At 68.5% G+C, this 12855-nt stretch carries 19 protein-coding genes and 1 tRNA gene; 9 read left to right on the top strand and 11 right to left on the bottom strand.

Annotated features, from left to right (window positions below):
- Nucleotides 1-13: 13 nt before the first annotated feature.
- The 3 genes from ACTWQA_RS11490 to ACTWQA_RS11480 form a co-directional block, all read right to left on the bottom strand.
- On the bottom strand, nucleotides 14-193 hold the full coding sequence (locus tag ACTWQA_RS11490) for a hypothetical protein (protein WP_443159219.1): 180 nt from the start codon (nucleotides 191-193) through the stop codon (nucleotides 14-16).
- A 10-nt stretch (nucleotides 194-203) separates the two neighbouring features.
- Complete coding sequence (locus tag ACTWQA_RS11485; RefSeq protein ID WP_443159218.1) at nucleotides 204-1199, bottom strand: hypothetical protein; 996 nt, start codon at nucleotides 1197-1199, stop codon at nucleotides 204-206.
- A gap of 225 nt (nucleotides 1200-1424) precedes the next feature.
- Nucleotides 1425-2216, bottom strand: a complete 792-nt coding sequence (locus ACTWQA_RS11480; protein WP_443159217.1) for a 4'-phosphopantetheinyl transferase family protein — start codon at nucleotides 2214-2216, stop codon at nucleotides 1425-1427.
- A gap of 60 nt (nucleotides 2217-2276) precedes the next feature.
- Between ACTWQA_RS11480 and ACTWQA_RS11475 the strand changes: the two genes are divergently transcribed.
- The 3 genes from ACTWQA_RS11475 to ACTWQA_RS11465 all read left to right on the top strand — a co-directional run bounded on the left by ACTWQA_RS11475 (nucleotide 2277) and on the right by ACTWQA_RS11465 (nucleotide 5835).
- Nucleotides 2277-3671 carry an ArnT family glycosyltransferase gene (locus ACTWQA_RS11475; RefSeq protein ID WP_443159216.1) on the top strand — a complete coding sequence of 465 codons (1395 nt, stop codon included), beginning with the start codon at nucleotides 2277-2279 and terminating at the stop codon, nucleotides 3669-3671.
- A 116-nt stretch (nucleotides 3672-3787) separates the two neighbouring features.
- Nucleotides 3788-5011 (top strand): CynX/NimT family MFS transporter, encoded by a 1224-nt coding sequence (locus ACTWQA_RS11470; protein WP_443159215.1) that lies wholly within the window; start codon nucleotides 3788-3790, stop codon nucleotides 5009-5011.
- On the top strand, nucleotides 5008-5835 hold the full coding sequence (locus tag ACTWQA_RS11465) for a metal-dependent hydrolase (protein ID WP_443159214.1): 828 nt from the start codon (nucleotides 5008-5010) through the stop codon (nucleotides 5833-5835). The genes ACTWQA_RS11470 and ACTWQA_RS11465 overlap by 4 nt, the downstream gene beginning before the upstream one ends.
- Here ACTWQA_RS11465 and ACTWQA_RS11460 read toward each other — a convergent pair.
- Together ACTWQA_RS11460 and ACTWQA_RS11455 are read right to left on the bottom strand one after the other, a co-directional pair.
- Complete coding sequence (locus ACTWQA_RS11460) at nucleotides 5832-5957, bottom strand: dienelactone hydrolase family protein (protein ID WP_443159213.1); 126 nt, start codon at nucleotides 5955-5957, stop codon at nucleotides 5832-5834. The genes ACTWQA_RS11465 and ACTWQA_RS11460 overlap by 4 nt on opposite strands.
- 11 nt (nucleotides 5958-5968) lie before the next feature.
- The gene (locus tag ACTWQA_RS11455; protein WP_443159212.1) at nucleotides 5969-6193 is read right to left on the bottom strand and encodes a dienelactone hydrolase family protein; all 225 of its coding nucleotides are present in this window, start codon (nucleotides 6191-6193) and stop codon (nucleotides 5969-5971) included.
- On the opposite strand from ACTWQA_RS11455, the gene ACTWQA_RS11450 reads away from it, so the two are divergent.
- The 3 genes from ACTWQA_RS11450 to ACTWQA_RS11440 are packed head-to-tail and all read left to right on the top strand — an operon-like array spanning nucleotide 6185 to nucleotide 7188.
- Nucleotides 6185-6382 carry a hypothetical protein gene (locus ACTWQA_RS11450; RefSeq protein WP_443159211.1) on the top strand — a complete coding sequence of 66 codons (198 nt, stop codon included), beginning with the start codon at nucleotides 6185-6187 and terminating at the stop codon, nucleotides 6380-6382. The genes ACTWQA_RS11455 and ACTWQA_RS11450 overlap by 9 nt on opposite strands.
- A 55-nt stretch (nucleotides 6383-6437) precedes the next feature.
- Entirely contained in the window at nucleotides 6438-6653 is a 216-nt protein-coding gene (locus ACTWQA_RS11445) for an RNA polymerase subunit sigma-70 (RefSeq protein WP_443159210.1), read from the top strand.
- Between the two features lie 4 nt (nucleotides 6654-6657).
- Nucleotides 6658-7188, top strand: a complete 531-nt coding sequence (locus ACTWQA_RS11440) for a hypothetical protein (protein ID WP_443159209.1) — start codon at nucleotides 6658-6660, stop codon at nucleotides 7186-7188.
- A gap of 3 nt (nucleotides 7189-7191) precedes the next feature.
- Here the strand turns inward: ACTWQA_RS11440 and ACTWQA_RS11435 are convergent, their stop codons facing one another.
- Entirely contained in the window at nucleotides 7192-8085 is an 894-nt protein-coding gene (locus tag ACTWQA_RS11435; protein ID WP_443159208.1) for an RNA polymerase sigma-70 factor, read from the bottom strand.
- A 75-nt stretch (nucleotides 8086-8160) separates the two neighbouring features.
- Between ACTWQA_RS11435 and ACTWQA_RS11430 the strand changes: the two genes are divergently transcribed.
- A tRNA-Ala gene (locus ACTWQA_RS11430) sits at nucleotides 8161-8233 on the top strand.
- A 546-nt stretch (nucleotides 8234-8779) separates the two neighbouring features.
- Nucleotides 8780-9361 (top strand): hypothetical protein, encoded by a 582-nt coding sequence (locus tag ACTWQA_RS11425; RefSeq protein ID WP_443159207.1) that lies wholly within the window; start codon nucleotides 8780-8782, stop codon nucleotides 9359-9361.
- A 342-nt stretch (nucleotides 9362-9703) separates the two neighbouring features.
- On the opposite strand, the gene ACTWQA_RS11420 is transcribed toward ACTWQA_RS11425, so the two are convergent.
- The 5 genes from ACTWQA_RS11420 to ACTWQA_RS11400 all read right to left on the bottom strand — a co-directional run bounded on the left by ACTWQA_RS11420 (nucleotide 9704) and on the right by ACTWQA_RS11400 (nucleotide 11768).
- Nucleotides 9704-10177 carry an AAA family ATPase gene (locus ACTWQA_RS11420; protein ID WP_443159206.1) on the bottom strand — a complete coding sequence of 158 codons (474 nt, stop codon included), beginning with the start codon at nucleotides 10175-10177 and terminating at the stop codon, nucleotides 9704-9706.
- 3 nt (nucleotides 10178-10180) lie between these two features.
- Complete coding sequence (locus tag ACTWQA_RS11415) at nucleotides 10181-10702, bottom strand: nucleoside-triphosphatase (RefSeq protein WP_443159205.1); 522 nt, start codon at nucleotides 10700-10702, stop codon at nucleotides 10181-10183.
- Between the two features lie 12 nt (nucleotides 10703-10714).
- Nucleotides 10715-11125: a VOC family protein gene (locus tag ACTWQA_RS11410; protein WP_443159204.1), complete on the bottom strand. Its 411-nt coding sequence runs from the start codon at nucleotides 11123-11125 to the stop codon at nucleotides 10715-10717.
- A 184-nt stretch (nucleotides 11126-11309) separates the two neighbouring features.
- The gene (locus ACTWQA_RS11405; protein ID WP_327590154.1) at nucleotides 11310-11498 is read right to left on the bottom strand and encodes a DUF4236 domain-containing protein; all 189 of its coding nucleotides are present in this window, start codon (nucleotides 11496-11498) and stop codon (nucleotides 11310-11312) included.
- Nucleotides 11499-11564: 66 nt separating this feature from the next.
- On the bottom strand, nucleotides 11565-11768 hold the full coding sequence (locus ACTWQA_RS11400) for a DUF4236 domain-containing protein (protein ID WP_138666837.1): 204 nt from the start codon (nucleotides 11766-11768) through the stop codon (nucleotides 11565-11567).
- A 186-nt stretch (nucleotides 11769-11954) separates the two neighbouring features.
- On the opposite strand from ACTWQA_RS11400, the gene ACTWQA_RS11395 reads away from it, so the two are divergent.
- Nucleotides 11955-12716, top strand: a complete 762-nt coding sequence (locus tag ACTWQA_RS11395) for a metallophosphoesterase (protein ID WP_443159203.1) — start codon at nucleotides 11955-11957, stop codon at nucleotides 12714-12716.
- Nucleotides 12717-12855 lie beyond the last annotated feature (139 nt).

The raw sequence follows: 12855 nt of genomic DNA, 5'->3' as shown, positions 1-12855 counted from the left end.
CGCAAGCAGGTGGTCACTGAGGACGCCGCCTGAAGAGCACGTAGAGGAGCGCGAAGATGGCGACGAGTCCCCAGCCGATGGCGATCCCCCACAGCGCGCTGTCCATGCCGAAGATCCCGATCCCCATGCCGATGGGCAGGCCCGTGGCCAGGATGGTGGTCGCTGCCGTCGATTTCTTCTTCGCAGGCGGCACAGAGAACTCCCTATTTCTCGAGATGGAGCCTGGCGATTTCCTGAAAAGCGGCCTTCGGTTCCCACCGATATCCGCCGCGGCCGTCGGGACAGGCTTTCACGACCCCGAAACTGGCCATGTCCAGATCATATCTGGGGTCCGGCGAATGTGGATAGGACGTCTCGATGAATTCAAATACGAAAGCCTCCCGTACGCCCTCCGTACGGTATATCTGAAAGAGCTCGGCAATTCGCTCGGCCTGCACGCGCTCGTCCCTGCGGTATTCGCGTTTCAGCTCGGGCACGGCCTTGCCCCAGTCGACGATGTCGTCCCCCGCCGCCCCGGCCGCCTTCGCTCCCTCGTAGGAGCAGCAGCCGTACTCGACGATGACGATCGGCTTGCCGTACCGCGCCAATCTCTGCAGGCCCGCCACGTACCCGCCGCTGTTGCCGGAGTCCATGTAGTAATTGAGCCCAATGACGTCGAACGGCGCCCAGTCGACCCGCTCCCAAGTCCCCGCGCCGTACGTCACCTCACCCTGGAAACGAGCCTTGACGACCTCGACGGCCCGCCGCAGCAGCTTGTTGAGCCGCCCGTTGAACAACGGCAGCAACCACCACAGAAACCCGACCAATGCGGCCCGCCGCTGAAAATTCTTCCCCGGGATCATCCCGGCGGAAAAAATGGTCAGCTCGCACCCCACATTGACCCCGACCGCACCGTCCCGATCCTTGCGCAGCCGCTCGGCTGCCTCCACCACTCGCCCGAGCTTCTCCAGCACCTCATCCGCCCCGGCCTCGATCACGCGCGGCTGTATCCACACCCGCAGCCCCAGCTCCAAGGCCAGCTCGGCGCCCCTGATCAGCCGTTCGACATCGGAGCCGAAGATGTTGACGGAGTCACAGTGGAGCTGGTCGCGGATGACGAGCAGCTCCTGCCGCACGACATCCTCATCCCAATTGGGGCGCGACAGGGGCCCCGGTACGTAGTTCGTTCCGACGTCGTAGTTGATCCCTTTATGGATCACGCGCTCCTCCCCTGGCCGTCGATCTTTCCAACGCTCGGCCCAATGACACGGTTCCTCCCGGAGGGTCGGAAGGGTTGTCGGCGGAGGCGCGGCACGAGAACTGTGTGGCCGGCGAAGGGGTGCGAGGTCGGGGTCCTTGAGCGGGTCGTCGGTCGCAAGGCGAGGGTCCTTGGGCGCCGTAGTGCGGGGATCGATCGGATGGCGCTGCTGGACTCGGGTGCGCGGTCATGCGGCAGGGTCGCGGATTGCGATCGACGTCAGAATCAGACCGCGGCTCACCAGCCAGCGCCCCCTGAGGTGGGTCGGCCACCCTGCGCCATGGACGGCGATCTCGGCGTCGAAGGTCCCGGACACGGCCAGCTCTCCGGAGTGAGCGGACGACTCGGGTGGGGCGAACACCCGAGGTGGTGCAGGAGCGGGAACCGTGAGGGCGGCGACATCAGGAAGCGATGGCGAAGGCGCGGCATGCGGTGGTGGCGTTGTGGGGTTGGCGGTCTGCGGTGGGGGCGATTGCGTGAAGATCACTGTGGCGTCGAGAAAGCCGAGTCGGTAGCCCGTCAGGGGATACCAGGCCTTGTAGATCGCCTCTTTTGCGCAGAACAGCAGGCGGCCCGTGCCCGGAACGCCCGACCGCTCCAGGGCGGCGAGTTCCGCGGGGGTCGTGATCCGCCCCAGGAAGCCGTCGAGCACCGGCAGGTCGGGTTCGGCGTCTATGCCGATCGCCAGGGCGCCGCGCGCTACCGCGGCCGCTCTGTAGCCCGCACAGTGCGTGATGCTGCCCGTGACCCCTGGTGGCCACGTGGGGGCGCCATGGTCCCCGCGCAGGATCGGCTGGGGCTCCGTACCGAGCAGCCGTAACGCCCGGTGGGCGCAGTGGCGGGACGTGCGGAACTCGCGTTGCCTTCTCTCCGCCGAGCCCGAAATGAGTGCGTCCTCCTCTGGAAAGAGGACCGCGTGCGGTGGGTCGCCGAATTCCTCGGCGCTGGCGACCCAGGAGGGCAGGATTTCATCGATCATGGTGAAGGAATCATCGTGCAAGATTTCGCGTGGCGTCCGGTGCTCATTATCGCTGCCTTCGTGGGTGCCGTTCTTTTGCTGACGAGTGGTCAGCCGGGATTCTTCGGTGACGAGCTGTACTTTCTCGCCGCTGGACGGCGGCTCGACTGGAGTTATGCCGACCAGCCGCCGCTGGTGCCGTTGCTGGCCAGGGCTATGGATGCGGTCTTCGGCGGCTCGCTCACCGGACTCAGGCTGCCCTCGATGGTGCTGGCCGTGCTCGGCATCCTGGTGACCGCGCAGCTCGCCCGCGAACTCGGCGGCGATCGCAGGGCTCAGCTGATGGCCGCCGCGGCGTACCCCACCTCCAACTTCCTGCTCTCCACCGGGCACCTGTTGTACACGGCCACCGTGGATGTCTTCCTGTGGGCTGTCTTGACGTGGTTGCTCGTGCGCTGGGTGCGTACTCGTGACGACCGGGTGCTGCTCTGGGCGGGCCTGGGCACCGCGCTCGCGCTCCAGGCGAAGTATTTGATCGTTGTCCTGTGTGTTGCCCTCCTGGTCTGCGTGGCCGTCGTCGGGCCGCGGGAGTTGTTGCGGCGGCCGCTGCTGTGGGTGGGGATGGGGATGGCCGCCGCGTCGTCGGTGCCGGGCCTCGTGTGGCAGGCCGTACACGGCTGGCCGCAGCTGCGGATGGGATCCCTCATCTCCGAGCAGAACGGCTACGCCGGGCGGCTGTTGCTCCTCCCGCAGGCGTTGCTGGCGGCTGGTCTGCTGGTGGGCGCGGTGCTCGTCTGTTACGGGTCGTGGCGGCTGCTCAAGTCGCCCGAGCTGCGGGACTACCGCTTTCTCGGGTGGGCGTGCCTGCTGGTGGCGGCGGTCTTCGTCGTCACGGGCGGGCGTCCGTACTATGTGGCCGGGCTGTTTCCGCTGCTGTGGGCGGTGGCGGCGGTGGAGCTGCGGCGGCACAGACCGCGGCGGTGGTGGCGGTGGGTGCCCACCTGGCCGGTGTACACCCTGTCCGTCGCCTTCGCCCTGAGCGCGCTGCCCATCATCCCGGCGAGCTGGCAGGCGACCTCCATCGATCCTGTCGCGGTCGGCAGTCACGGGTGGCCGGAGCTTGCCGACGCCGTGGCGGCCTCCTACCGGTCTCTTCCGCCTGATCAGCGTCGCGATGCCGTGCTGGTCGCCCAGACGTATTGGGAGGCGAGTGCGCTTGACTTCTTCGGACAGGAACGCGGACTGCCGCCCGTCTTCAGTGGGAACCTGGGGTGGGCCTACTTCGGGCCGCCGCCGGAACGCTCCGGGCCCGTGCTCTTCGTCGGTCAAGATCCTGCTTCCCTTCGTCCGTACTTCACGACGCTCCGCCAACTGGCCGTCGCCGCTGGAAAAGTCGGCGGCACGCGTACGGTGTGGGTATGCGAGGGCCGTCGTCGTCCCTGGTCGGAGATCTGGCCCGCATATCGCGACCTATGAGTGGCCTTCGCGGCCGCGTCACCTTCTTGTGCAGCGGGCCAGGAATAAACGTATGTTTCGGTCCTGTTACACTGGCCATTCATCCCATGATTAGATGAGTGGAGGACCGTGCTCACATGAGCGTGCTCACCCAAGAGCGCCGGGGGAGAACCGCACCCCTCGCGTGGCTGCTCGTGTTGGGAATCGTCCTCGCCGCACTCAATCTCCGCACCGCCGTCACCAGCGTCGGGCCGCTCCTCGACCAGCTGGCCGGCGCGCTCGGCATGTCGAGCGTGGGCACCGGCCTGCTCACCGCCCTCCCCGTCCTGGCCTTCGCCAGCGTGGGCGTCGTCACCCCGGCGCTGGCCAGCCGGGTCGGGGAGCACCGGCTGCTCCTGCTGGCCCTGCTCACGCTGGGCGCCGGCATGCTGGTCAGGGCGCTGGTCGAGTCCGCGCCGGTGTTCCTGCTGAGCAGCGCTGTCGCGCTGTCCGGTGGGGCCGTCGGCAACGTGCTCATCCCGACGCTGATCAAGCGTCACTTCCCGGCCCGCACCGGGATCATGACCACCGTCTACACCACGGCCCTGGCGACGGGCACCATGCTGGCCGCCGCCGCGACCGTGCCGATCGAGCGTGCCTCGGGGGACTGGCACATCGCGCTCGGCGTGTGGGCGGCCCTGGCCGCCGTCGCCGCCATTCCGTGGCTTGCGCTGCTGCGCAGTGAGCCGGAGCGGGACGCGGGCAGCAGGGACTCGGGCATCCGCCGGATGCTCGGCAGCCGGATGGCCTGGATGATCGCGACGTACTTCGGCACCCAGTCGATGATCGCCTACATCATGCTCGGCTGGTTCGCCACGATTCTCGTCGACGGCGGCTACAGCACCTCGCAGGCCGGGCTGATCCTCGGGGTGTTCACCGCGCTGAACATCCCCGTCTCGGCGGTCGTGCCCATGGTCGCCGCCCGGTTCCGGGACCAGCGTCCCGTGGTGGTCGGGCTCGTGGCGTTCTACGCGGCCGGGTTTCTCGGGCTCTGGGCCGGGCCGATGTCGTGGGCGCTGGTGTGGGCGGTGCTGATCACCGTCGGCATGGGGTCGTTCCCGCTGGCGCTGATGATGCTGGGCCTGCGCACCCGTACGCCGGAGACCACGGCCGGGTTGTCGGCGTTCGGCCAGAGCGCCGGCTACCTGATGGCGGGGGCAGGCCCGCTGCTGGTCGGCGTGCTGTACCAGATGACGGGGGGTTGGGCGCTGACGTACACGATGATCTTCGCTGTCCTGGTCGTGCAGCTCCTCACCGGCCTGTACGTCGGCCGCGACCGCTACCTGGAGGACGAGCGGCCCGCTGGGACAATGACGAGGTGAAATCCACTACCGTCACCTTTCCCAGCGGCCAGGTCTCGGGCCGCTCTCAGATCGTCGGGACCGTGCCGGCGGGGGACCGGCACGGCCTCGTCGTGGCCGAGACCCCGTTCCATCCCCTCGACCACACCTGGCCTGACCAGCCGGCCGACCGCGGCACGGTCGGCGGCGTGCCGGTGCTCGACTGCGTGACAGGGGCCCAGTCGAGCACTGGCGAGGTCTTCCTGGGCGAGGCCATCCCGGTGCGGCGCGGCGCCGAAGGCTGGGAGTGGCTGGTCGTCCACGTGACCGAGACGCCGCTGCCCGTGGGGGCCGAGGTGGAGCTGGAGGTCGACGCCGCGTTCCGTACGGCGCTCTCGGCCGGGCACACCGCGTGCCATCTGGCCGCTCTCGCGCTCAATGCGGCCCTCGCCGGCCTGTGGCGCAAGGAGGCGCCGCTGGACGCGCTCGGGCACCCCGACTTCGACCAGGCGGCGATCACCTCCTCGCGGATCGCCGAATACGGCAGCGTGGACGTCTACCGCCTGGGCAAGTCGCTGCGCAAGAAGGGGTTCTCCGCGGAGGGCCTGGACCCTGAGCTGGTCGCCCAGCAGGTGAACGACCGGCTCAAGGCCTGGGTGGCCGCCGACGCGCCGGTCCGGCTGGACGTGCCGGGGCCCGGTCTGACGGCGCGCCGTACCTGGCACTGCTCGTTGCCCGGGGGCGAGGCGTCGATCCCGTGCGGTGGCACGCATGTCACCCGCACGGCGGAGCTGGGCCGGGTCGAGGTCACGCTCTCTCTGGAGGACGCGACCTTGACGATGCGCACCACGACCCGCGCCGTCTAAAGACCGGACAGGAAGCCGAGCATCCGCTTCCAGGCGTCCTCGCAGGCCGCGGCGTGCTCGGCGAACCCCGCATCGAAGAACCCGTGAGGCGCCCCCGGATACGTGACGATCTGGTGCGGCACCCCCGCCGCCGTCAGCGCCTCTGCGTCGGCCCCGGCCCGTACGGTCCCGCGATCCCAGGGGCCCCGTAGAACCCGATCACCCCGGCGAACCCGAACCGCGGATCCGAGGCGAAGAACGCGTTGCGCCCGCCCATGCAGAACCCGAGCGCGACGACCGGCCCGTCGCCCAGGTGCGCGGCGGCCGCCCGAAGATCGGCCTGGATGCCGTCACGGGTGAGCTTGACGATGTGCTCCATGAGGGGGAAGGACTCGCCCCGCACGCCTCGGCCCAACTGGCGCACCTGGAGCGGCGCGCCGCGCTGGACAGCCGCGAGCAGGTCATCACCGAACGCCTGGCCACCGCCGTCGACTCGCTGACCCCCGACGAGCGGAGGCGGCTGGCCGAGGCGCTCCCGGTGCTCGCGCTCCTCGCCGAGAGGCTGTGAAAAACCGCGTCAGCATATGCTGACAAACGGCCGCGCGTCAGCATATGCTGACGGCGTGGAAGTCACCGAACTGGCCGAGGCGGCCACCGATCGCGACCCCGGAGTGGGCCTGGCGGCAGTGGCCGCCCTCAGGACCCTGCTGGAAGAGCTCGAGGCGATGCACGTGTCGAACGCCCGCTCTCAAGGGTGGTCGTGGGAGCAGATCGCCGACGCGCTGGGGGTTCGGCGGCAGACCGCCCATCGCAAGCACGCTCACCGGACAAGGGGGTAGCACGGTGTTCGCCAGGTTCACAGAAGACGCCCGCCGGGCCGTGGTCAGGGCCGGGATCCTCGCACTCGACGCCGGACGGCCGGCGCTTGAGGCCGACCTGATGCTGCTGGGACTGGCCGAGGTGCGGCCGTTCACGCTCTCGTCGTTCACCGCGTCCGCGAGCGACGTGCGCGAGCGTGTCGACGTCGGCGATCCCCGGTGGCTGCTCGCCACGCTGGGGATCGACCTCGACCTGGTGCACCGCCGCACCAGGGCAGGCGCCGACGCGCCGGCCGCGTGGCGGTTGCGGCGCTCCCGGCTGAGGCCGCTGCGGGTGATGTTGTATGGGCCGCTCGGCCAGATCCCCCTGGCCATGCACGCCAGGAAGGTGATCGAGGTGGCCCAGTGGCGGCCGGGGCCGGTCACCGGGGAGGACCTGATCTGGGGACTGCTGGCCGACTGCTCCAACGGCACCGCCAGGATCCTCCGGGACGCCGGAGTCGACCTGCCCGAGCTGGTACGCGAGATCGGCATGCCGGTCCGCCGAGCCGCCTGACGTTCAGCCCGCCGCCCGCAGGTGCGCGATCTTCTCGGGGTTGGCGAGGAGGTAAATGGTCTCGATCTTGCCGTCCGCGACCACCAGCGAGATGACCGTGATCACCTTCCCGTCCGCCGAGGCCACGATCGCCGGTCCGTCGTTCACCTCCGCCATCTCGAACGACAGGCCGGCTGCCTCCGCCATGCCGATCGAGGCCATGAAGCGCGCGATGTTCGCCGGCGTGTTGATCGACAGCAGCCAGCGGCTGACGTTGTCCGCGCCGGTGATGATCCGCAGTGCCGCCCTGGCCTTGCCGCCGCCGTCGCTGACCATCGTGACCTCGCCGGACAGCAGCTCGATCAGCCCGTCGAGGTCGCCGTTCGCGGAGGCGTTCATGAACCGCTGGGTCATGCGCCTCCGCTCGTCCCTGTCCACGTCGAACCGCGGCCGCTTCTCCTGCACGTGCTCCCGCGCCCGCCGCGCGAGCTGCCTGGTGGCCGGCTCGGCCCGCCCGATGATCTCGGCGATCTCCGCGAACGGCAGGTCGAACGCCTCCCGTAACACGAACACGGCCCGCTCCAGCGGCGACAGCGTCTCCAGCACCACCAGCAGCGCCAACTCCACCGACTCGGCCAGCTCGGCATGCTCGGCGGTGTCGGGCTCGGTGCTGATCGGCTCCGGCAGCCACGGCCCGACGTACGCCTCCCGTCGCGACTTCGCCCACCGCAGCCGGTCGATGGCCAGCCGCGAGGTCACTCGGATCAGATAGGCCTTGGGGTCGTCGACCGTCGCCTGATCCACACCCGACCAGCGCAGCCACGCCTCCTGAACGACGTCCTCAGCGTCGGCGACACTGCCCAGAATCCGGTACGCGACGCTGGTCAACAGGCTGCGATGATCTTCAAAGGTGGACATAAAACCTAAGACGTATCACAGGATCTTCGGTGTGACACGGGCGCTTCAGGATTCCGATACACTTGGTGATCGCAAGGGGCTATAGCGCAGTTGGTAGCGCGCCTCCATGGCATGGAGGAGGTCTGGGGTTCGAATCCCCATAGCTCCACCTGTGTTCCATGTTCGAACATGTGGAATAGATCGTCGAAGGGCGGTCGGAAGGCGGCATCGCTGATCCGGCCGCCCTTGATTTTTATGCAGGTGAAGAGAGCCTTGTTGAGTTGGGTACGGCTGCGCCTGGTGCCCATCCGGTAGGCGTCGCCGATCCGCGGTGGGGTCGTGCTGGCGTCGGATCGCTTCCGGCCGCATCGCCTCGCTTCGCGGACCTCAGCTACGGCCTCGGATCCTGTGAGTTCCACCAGCGGGAGCCTCGTCGTCGAGATCTGGCGTCGCCAGACCGATCTCTGCCCAGGGGTCCGCTGCGATCGCCAGTAGGAAATGAGCGGGCCTGGCTCGACCTTCGTGCGCTGGCAGCCGATCTGGTCGCCCGGCGAACCAACTGGCAGGGCTCACAAGTCGCGCGGATCGTGTACTGCACGGCTCGCATTGACGGGGCCGACAACCCGGCGGGCAGCGCGACCAGAGCGTTTACCTCAATGCCCTGCTGGCCGGCGGCAGTGTCGACCACATCGAGTTCGGCTACTACGTCTCACGGGTGAAGTACGCGCCGCTGGCCGTACGGGATCGCACGGGTCGGCCCGTGCTCGCGCGCTCAGCCTGGCCGGTGCAGGTCTGCGATTCCCAAGGCACGCCGGTTCCAGACGCGAGCTTCATGGTCTCCTACGCCTATCGGGAGGAGAAGGGCTCCGACGTCAACGTGGCCTCCCATCTCCTGCTCGATCTCTTCACCGGTGTCATCGACGCCGCAGTGGTCATCTCCAACGACAGCGACCTGCGCTTTCCCATCGAACAGGCACGTCAGCGAGTTCCGGTCGGACTGGTCAACCCCAGCGGCAACTACCTCGCGGGTGCGCTGCGCGGGCAGTTCCTCGGATGGCGTGGGGCGGCATTGGTGGTATCAACTGACCGCAGCCGATTTGACCAAGTGCCAGCCCCCCTCGGTCGTCGGCGCCTACACTCGGCCGCCGGACGGGTGAGGGCGATCGGCCGCACGTTCGCGAACCCAGCTGACATACCACTCGGCTCCTTGTGGGCCGGGTTTTCTTATGCCTACTCAGGTGCAGCCGCACCGGATCATGTCTCCGCGTTAGCGTTCTTCAGGGCAGCAAGCCGCTGATTGGAGCTCAGCGGAGTACGAATAGCCACTCGCGAGTGACCCAGCCCTTCCCGTAGGCCTGGCCGAAGCGACCCGAGCGCACGATGAGTCACACGTGCGCCGACGTGCGTGCTGTCCGGCGAATATGGAACCCCTCGCGCGCAGTTCGCTCTGTCCGCCGTCCAGAACCTCGCCCTCATCGGCGACAAGCTGCCGGCAGCCGTGACCTGTCAAAGAGCCAGAACGTTCTGGGTTTTTGACAGATTAGCTTTCAGAGCCATGGCCCCACACAGAGGTTTCTCATGGGCGGAGAAGGCGCCCCCGCGTCCATACGAGAAGTCGGACATGCTCCGACGACAGGCCCTAAGCGTCGTACCGGGCCAGCTCCTCGGGCGTCGGAGGCTCGAAGATCTTCGCCCAGCGGTCGAGCAGGTCGCAGGTGATCGGCACTGTGCCCCAATCGCCGGCCGCGTTGCGGCTCTCCAGGCGGCGGTGCAGCTCCTCCAGGGACACCGCGAGATAGCGCAGCTCGACGGCCGCGCCCAGGGCGCGCGCGCCGAGCCGCATCGCCTCGCGTTCCTCGCGCGACCAGAAGCCGTACTCCAGGATGACGGTCTGGCCGAGTCGCAGCAGGTCCTGCGCGTGCCGCCAGAGTTGCCTCTCCAGCCGGTCGCGGGCCGGCTCGTCGTAGAGGTCGACGCCGAGGTGGGTGAGCCATTCGTCGGGGCAGAGACGGACGGCCGGGAGCTCGGTGGCCAGCCGCCGGGCCAGCGTGGTCTTCCCCGAGCCGGGCAGTCCGCAGAGCAGGATCAGCCGTCCCGGCGGTGTCGTAGGCATGGGTTAGGCCGACAGCAGGCGGCTGAGTGTGCGGGGCAGGTCGTCGCGGTTGTGCGGGGTGACGGTGATCAGCTCCGCCTCGATACGCGATTTCAACGATGGCCGGCTGCGCTGGTGGATGGTGGCCACGACGGGGATGTCGGCGGCGAAGAGCGCGACGCAGCGTGGCATGAAGGCGGGCGACAGCAGCTCCATCGGCCCGATCTCGTCGATGAGGGCGACCGCGCCCTTCGTGGTGAGCGCACGCTCCATGGCGGGCAGCGCGATGCGTTCGAACTCCGGCACGTTGACGCCGTACTGCCCGACCCGGGGGCCCGACACCCACGAGACGTGGGCCATCACCGCCTTCTCCCCGCCGAACTCCTCCACCGTGAAGCCCACCCGGTGGCCGTGCTCGCGTAGCTCGTCGCTGACGAACCCGCGCACCGGTACGCCCGCCCCCTCCAGCAGCTCCGCCAGGCGGCGGATCACCGTGGTCTTGCCGGTGCGGGGAGGGGCGGTGAGCAGGATGTGCGGGCGCGACACGAGTCCAGGATGTCAGACCGGCCGCTTAGCGGTCAGCACCTCGAGGTAGTGCGGATTCCGCATGATGCCGAGGATGTTGCCGAACGGATCCACCACGGACGCGGTCACGAAGCCCTTGCCTTCGCCCCGCTCGGTGATGGGCTGGTATTCCTTGGCCCCCATGCTGAGCAGCCGGTCGAACGCGGCCTGCAGGTCGTCCACGTGCCAGTACATGATCGAACCCGCGGGCCCGTCGGTCGCGCCCTCGGGGGCGAAACGGCTGTTGATCAGGCCGAGCTCGTGCTGATAGTCGCCGAGGCGGAACTCGGCGTAGGCGCCCGGGACCTCGTAGTACGGCTCGATGCCGAGCAGCTCGGCGTACCAGCTCTTGGCCGCCTCGAAGTCGGCCGCGTAGAAGGTCAGCGTCGCGAATCCTCGCAGCATGTCGGTTTCCTCTCTCCGATTCCTGATACTGCGATTCTTGCGGTCAAAGTGCTCACCAAATGAGCACTTTTATCCGGCCAGTGTGGCGTGCTCACGGCGGATCTCGGTCCACGCCTGCTCCACGTGCCGCCGCTCCGTGGCCGGGCCGGAGGCTTTCACCTCCGGCCCGTTCTGTGGCGAGCGGTCAGCGGCGGCCGCCGAGGGTCTTGCGCCAGTGGAAGCCGCCGGGCAGGTTGACCGACAACGTACGGCGGCCGTCCGCCGTCCGCGTCACCCGGAACAGACGGTTGCCCCAGCTGTGTCCCACGCCACCGCGGGAAAGGTTCAGCCGGAACGGCCCGAGCTTGATCGACTTTCGGTAGCTCCAGCCCATCGCATTCCTCCCATGAGATTCGCGAATGAGCCTCCTGCTACCCCGACAAAGCGCGATATATCGGGTTTAGTAATGCCTGTAGTACTTGCGCTTTCCGAACGTCTTACCGACGTGGAAGCCCCCAGGCAGGCGCAGGGACACGTGCCGACGGCCGTCCGGGGTGGCCGTCACGTGGAAACGCCGGTTGCCGAAACTGTGGCCGACTCCGTGCCGCGACAGGTTGATCCGGAACGGTCCCACCTTGATTGACTTGTTGTAGTGCCAGCCCATGTCCCTCCTTCGGTGTTCATGGAGAAGAACGGCCGGCCGGCCCGCCGAGTTCCGCCCGCGTTCCGGCCAGGGCGTCCTCGGCTCCGGAACTGGTTCTGGGCTTTCCGCCCGGAACTGGATCTACGGTCGGTCCGGTCGTCCGGCGTACCGTAAGGAGGCCTGCGAGAAGGGGAAGGACCTCCAGTCATGATCGTGATCGCCCATCTGAGCGATATCCACATCGGCGCCACACCCGGCAGCGTCGATCGCGCCGACGCCGTGATGCGCTATCTCGACGCCCTGCCCGGGGATCTCGACGTGGTGCTCGTCACCGGCGACATCGCCGACCACGGGGTCGCGGAGGAGTACGAGGAGGCGCGCAAGCTGCTCACTTCACGTCACCCCGTCCTGGTCGGTCCCGGCAATCACGATGTGCGGGAGGAATTCCGCCGGGTGCTGCTCGGCGAGCCGGCCGACCCCGGCGGGGAGCCGATCAACCAGGTTTACCGCAGCTCCAAGGCGGTCTACGCGATGTGCGACTCCTCCATTCCGCCCCGTCAGAACCCGGGGCTGCTGGACGATGAGACGATCGCCTGGCTTGAGGGTGTGCTGGAGGGGGAGCGCGAGCTGCCGGTGTTCATCGCGTTCCACCATCCGCCGGTGGTGCTGCACAGCCCGATCGTGGACGCCATCAGGCTGCGGCGGCCCGAGCCCTTGGAGTCGTTGGTCGCCCGGCACCCGAACGTGGCCGCCGTCCTGGTCGGGCACGCCCACACGGCGGCCGCCACCACCTTCGCCGGTCGTCCGCTGCTGGTCGGGCCGGGGGTCATCTCGACGCTGAAGCTGCCGTGGGAGAAGGGCGGGACGTCCCCGGAATCCTGCGCCGATTACGACCTGCCCCCGTCGATCGCCTTCCACGTCCTCGACGACGACGGCCGCGTGACGACCCACTACCGAGTGATCGGGTAGTCGGCGGGGAGGGGCCCGTCCCGCCCCGGCCAACGTGCCGGCGCGCCGCGATGTGGTGCGCGTGCGGCGCGGTGCGGTGCGCTGCGCCTGCGGCGCAGGTGCATTGCGGTGGTCCTGCGATGCGGTGGTCCTGCGATCC

Source organism: Nonomuraea sp. 10N515B (genome assembly GCF_052245915.1).
GTDB lineage: Bacteria > Actinomycetota > Actinomycetes > Streptosporangiales > Streptosporangiaceae > Nonomuraea.
Note: the sequence above shows the minus strand (reverse complement) of the source record. Positions and strands in the feature narration are given on the sequence as shown.

Excerpts from the sequence above, each read along its gene's own strand:
- ACTWQA_RS11395 (WP_443159203.1), top strand. The coding sequence starts at position 11,955 with ATGATCGTGATCGCCCATCTGAGCGATATCCACATCGGCGCCACACCC.
- ACTWQA_RS11480 (WP_443159217.1), bottom strand. The coding sequence starts at position 2,216 with ATGATCGATGAAATCCTGCCCTCCTGGGTCGCCAGCGCCGAGGAATTC.
- ACTWQA_RS11455 (WP_443159212.1), bottom strand. The coding sequence starts at position 6,193 with ATGGAGCACATCGTCAAGCTCACCCGTGACGGCATCCAGGCCGATCTT.
- ACTWQA_RS11420 (WP_443159206.1), bottom strand. The coding sequence starts at position 10,177 with ATGCCTACGACACCGCCGGGACGGCTGATCCTGCTCTGCGGACTGCCC.
- ACTWQA_RS11435 (WP_443159208.1), bottom strand. The coding sequence starts at position 8,085 with ATGTCCACCTTTGAAGATCATCGCAGCCTGTTGACCAGCGTCGCGTAC.
- ACTWQA_RS11400 (WP_138666837.1), bottom strand. The coding sequence starts at position 11,768 with ATGGGCTGGCACTACAACAAGTCAATCAAGGTGGGACCGTTCCGGATC.
- ACTWQA_RS11410 (WP_443159204.1), bottom strand. The coding sequence starts at position 11,125 with ATGCTGCGAGGATTCGCGACGCTGACCTTCTACGCGGCCGACTTCGAG.
- ACTWQA_RS11470 (WP_443159215.1), top strand. The coding sequence starts at position 3,788 with ATGAGCGTGCTCACCCAAGAGCGCCGGGGGAGAACCGCACCCCTCGCG.
- ACTWQA_RS11405 (WP_327590154.1), bottom strand. The coding sequence starts at position 11,498 with ATGGGCTGGAGCTACCGAAAGTCGATCAAGCTCGGGCCGTTCCGGCTG.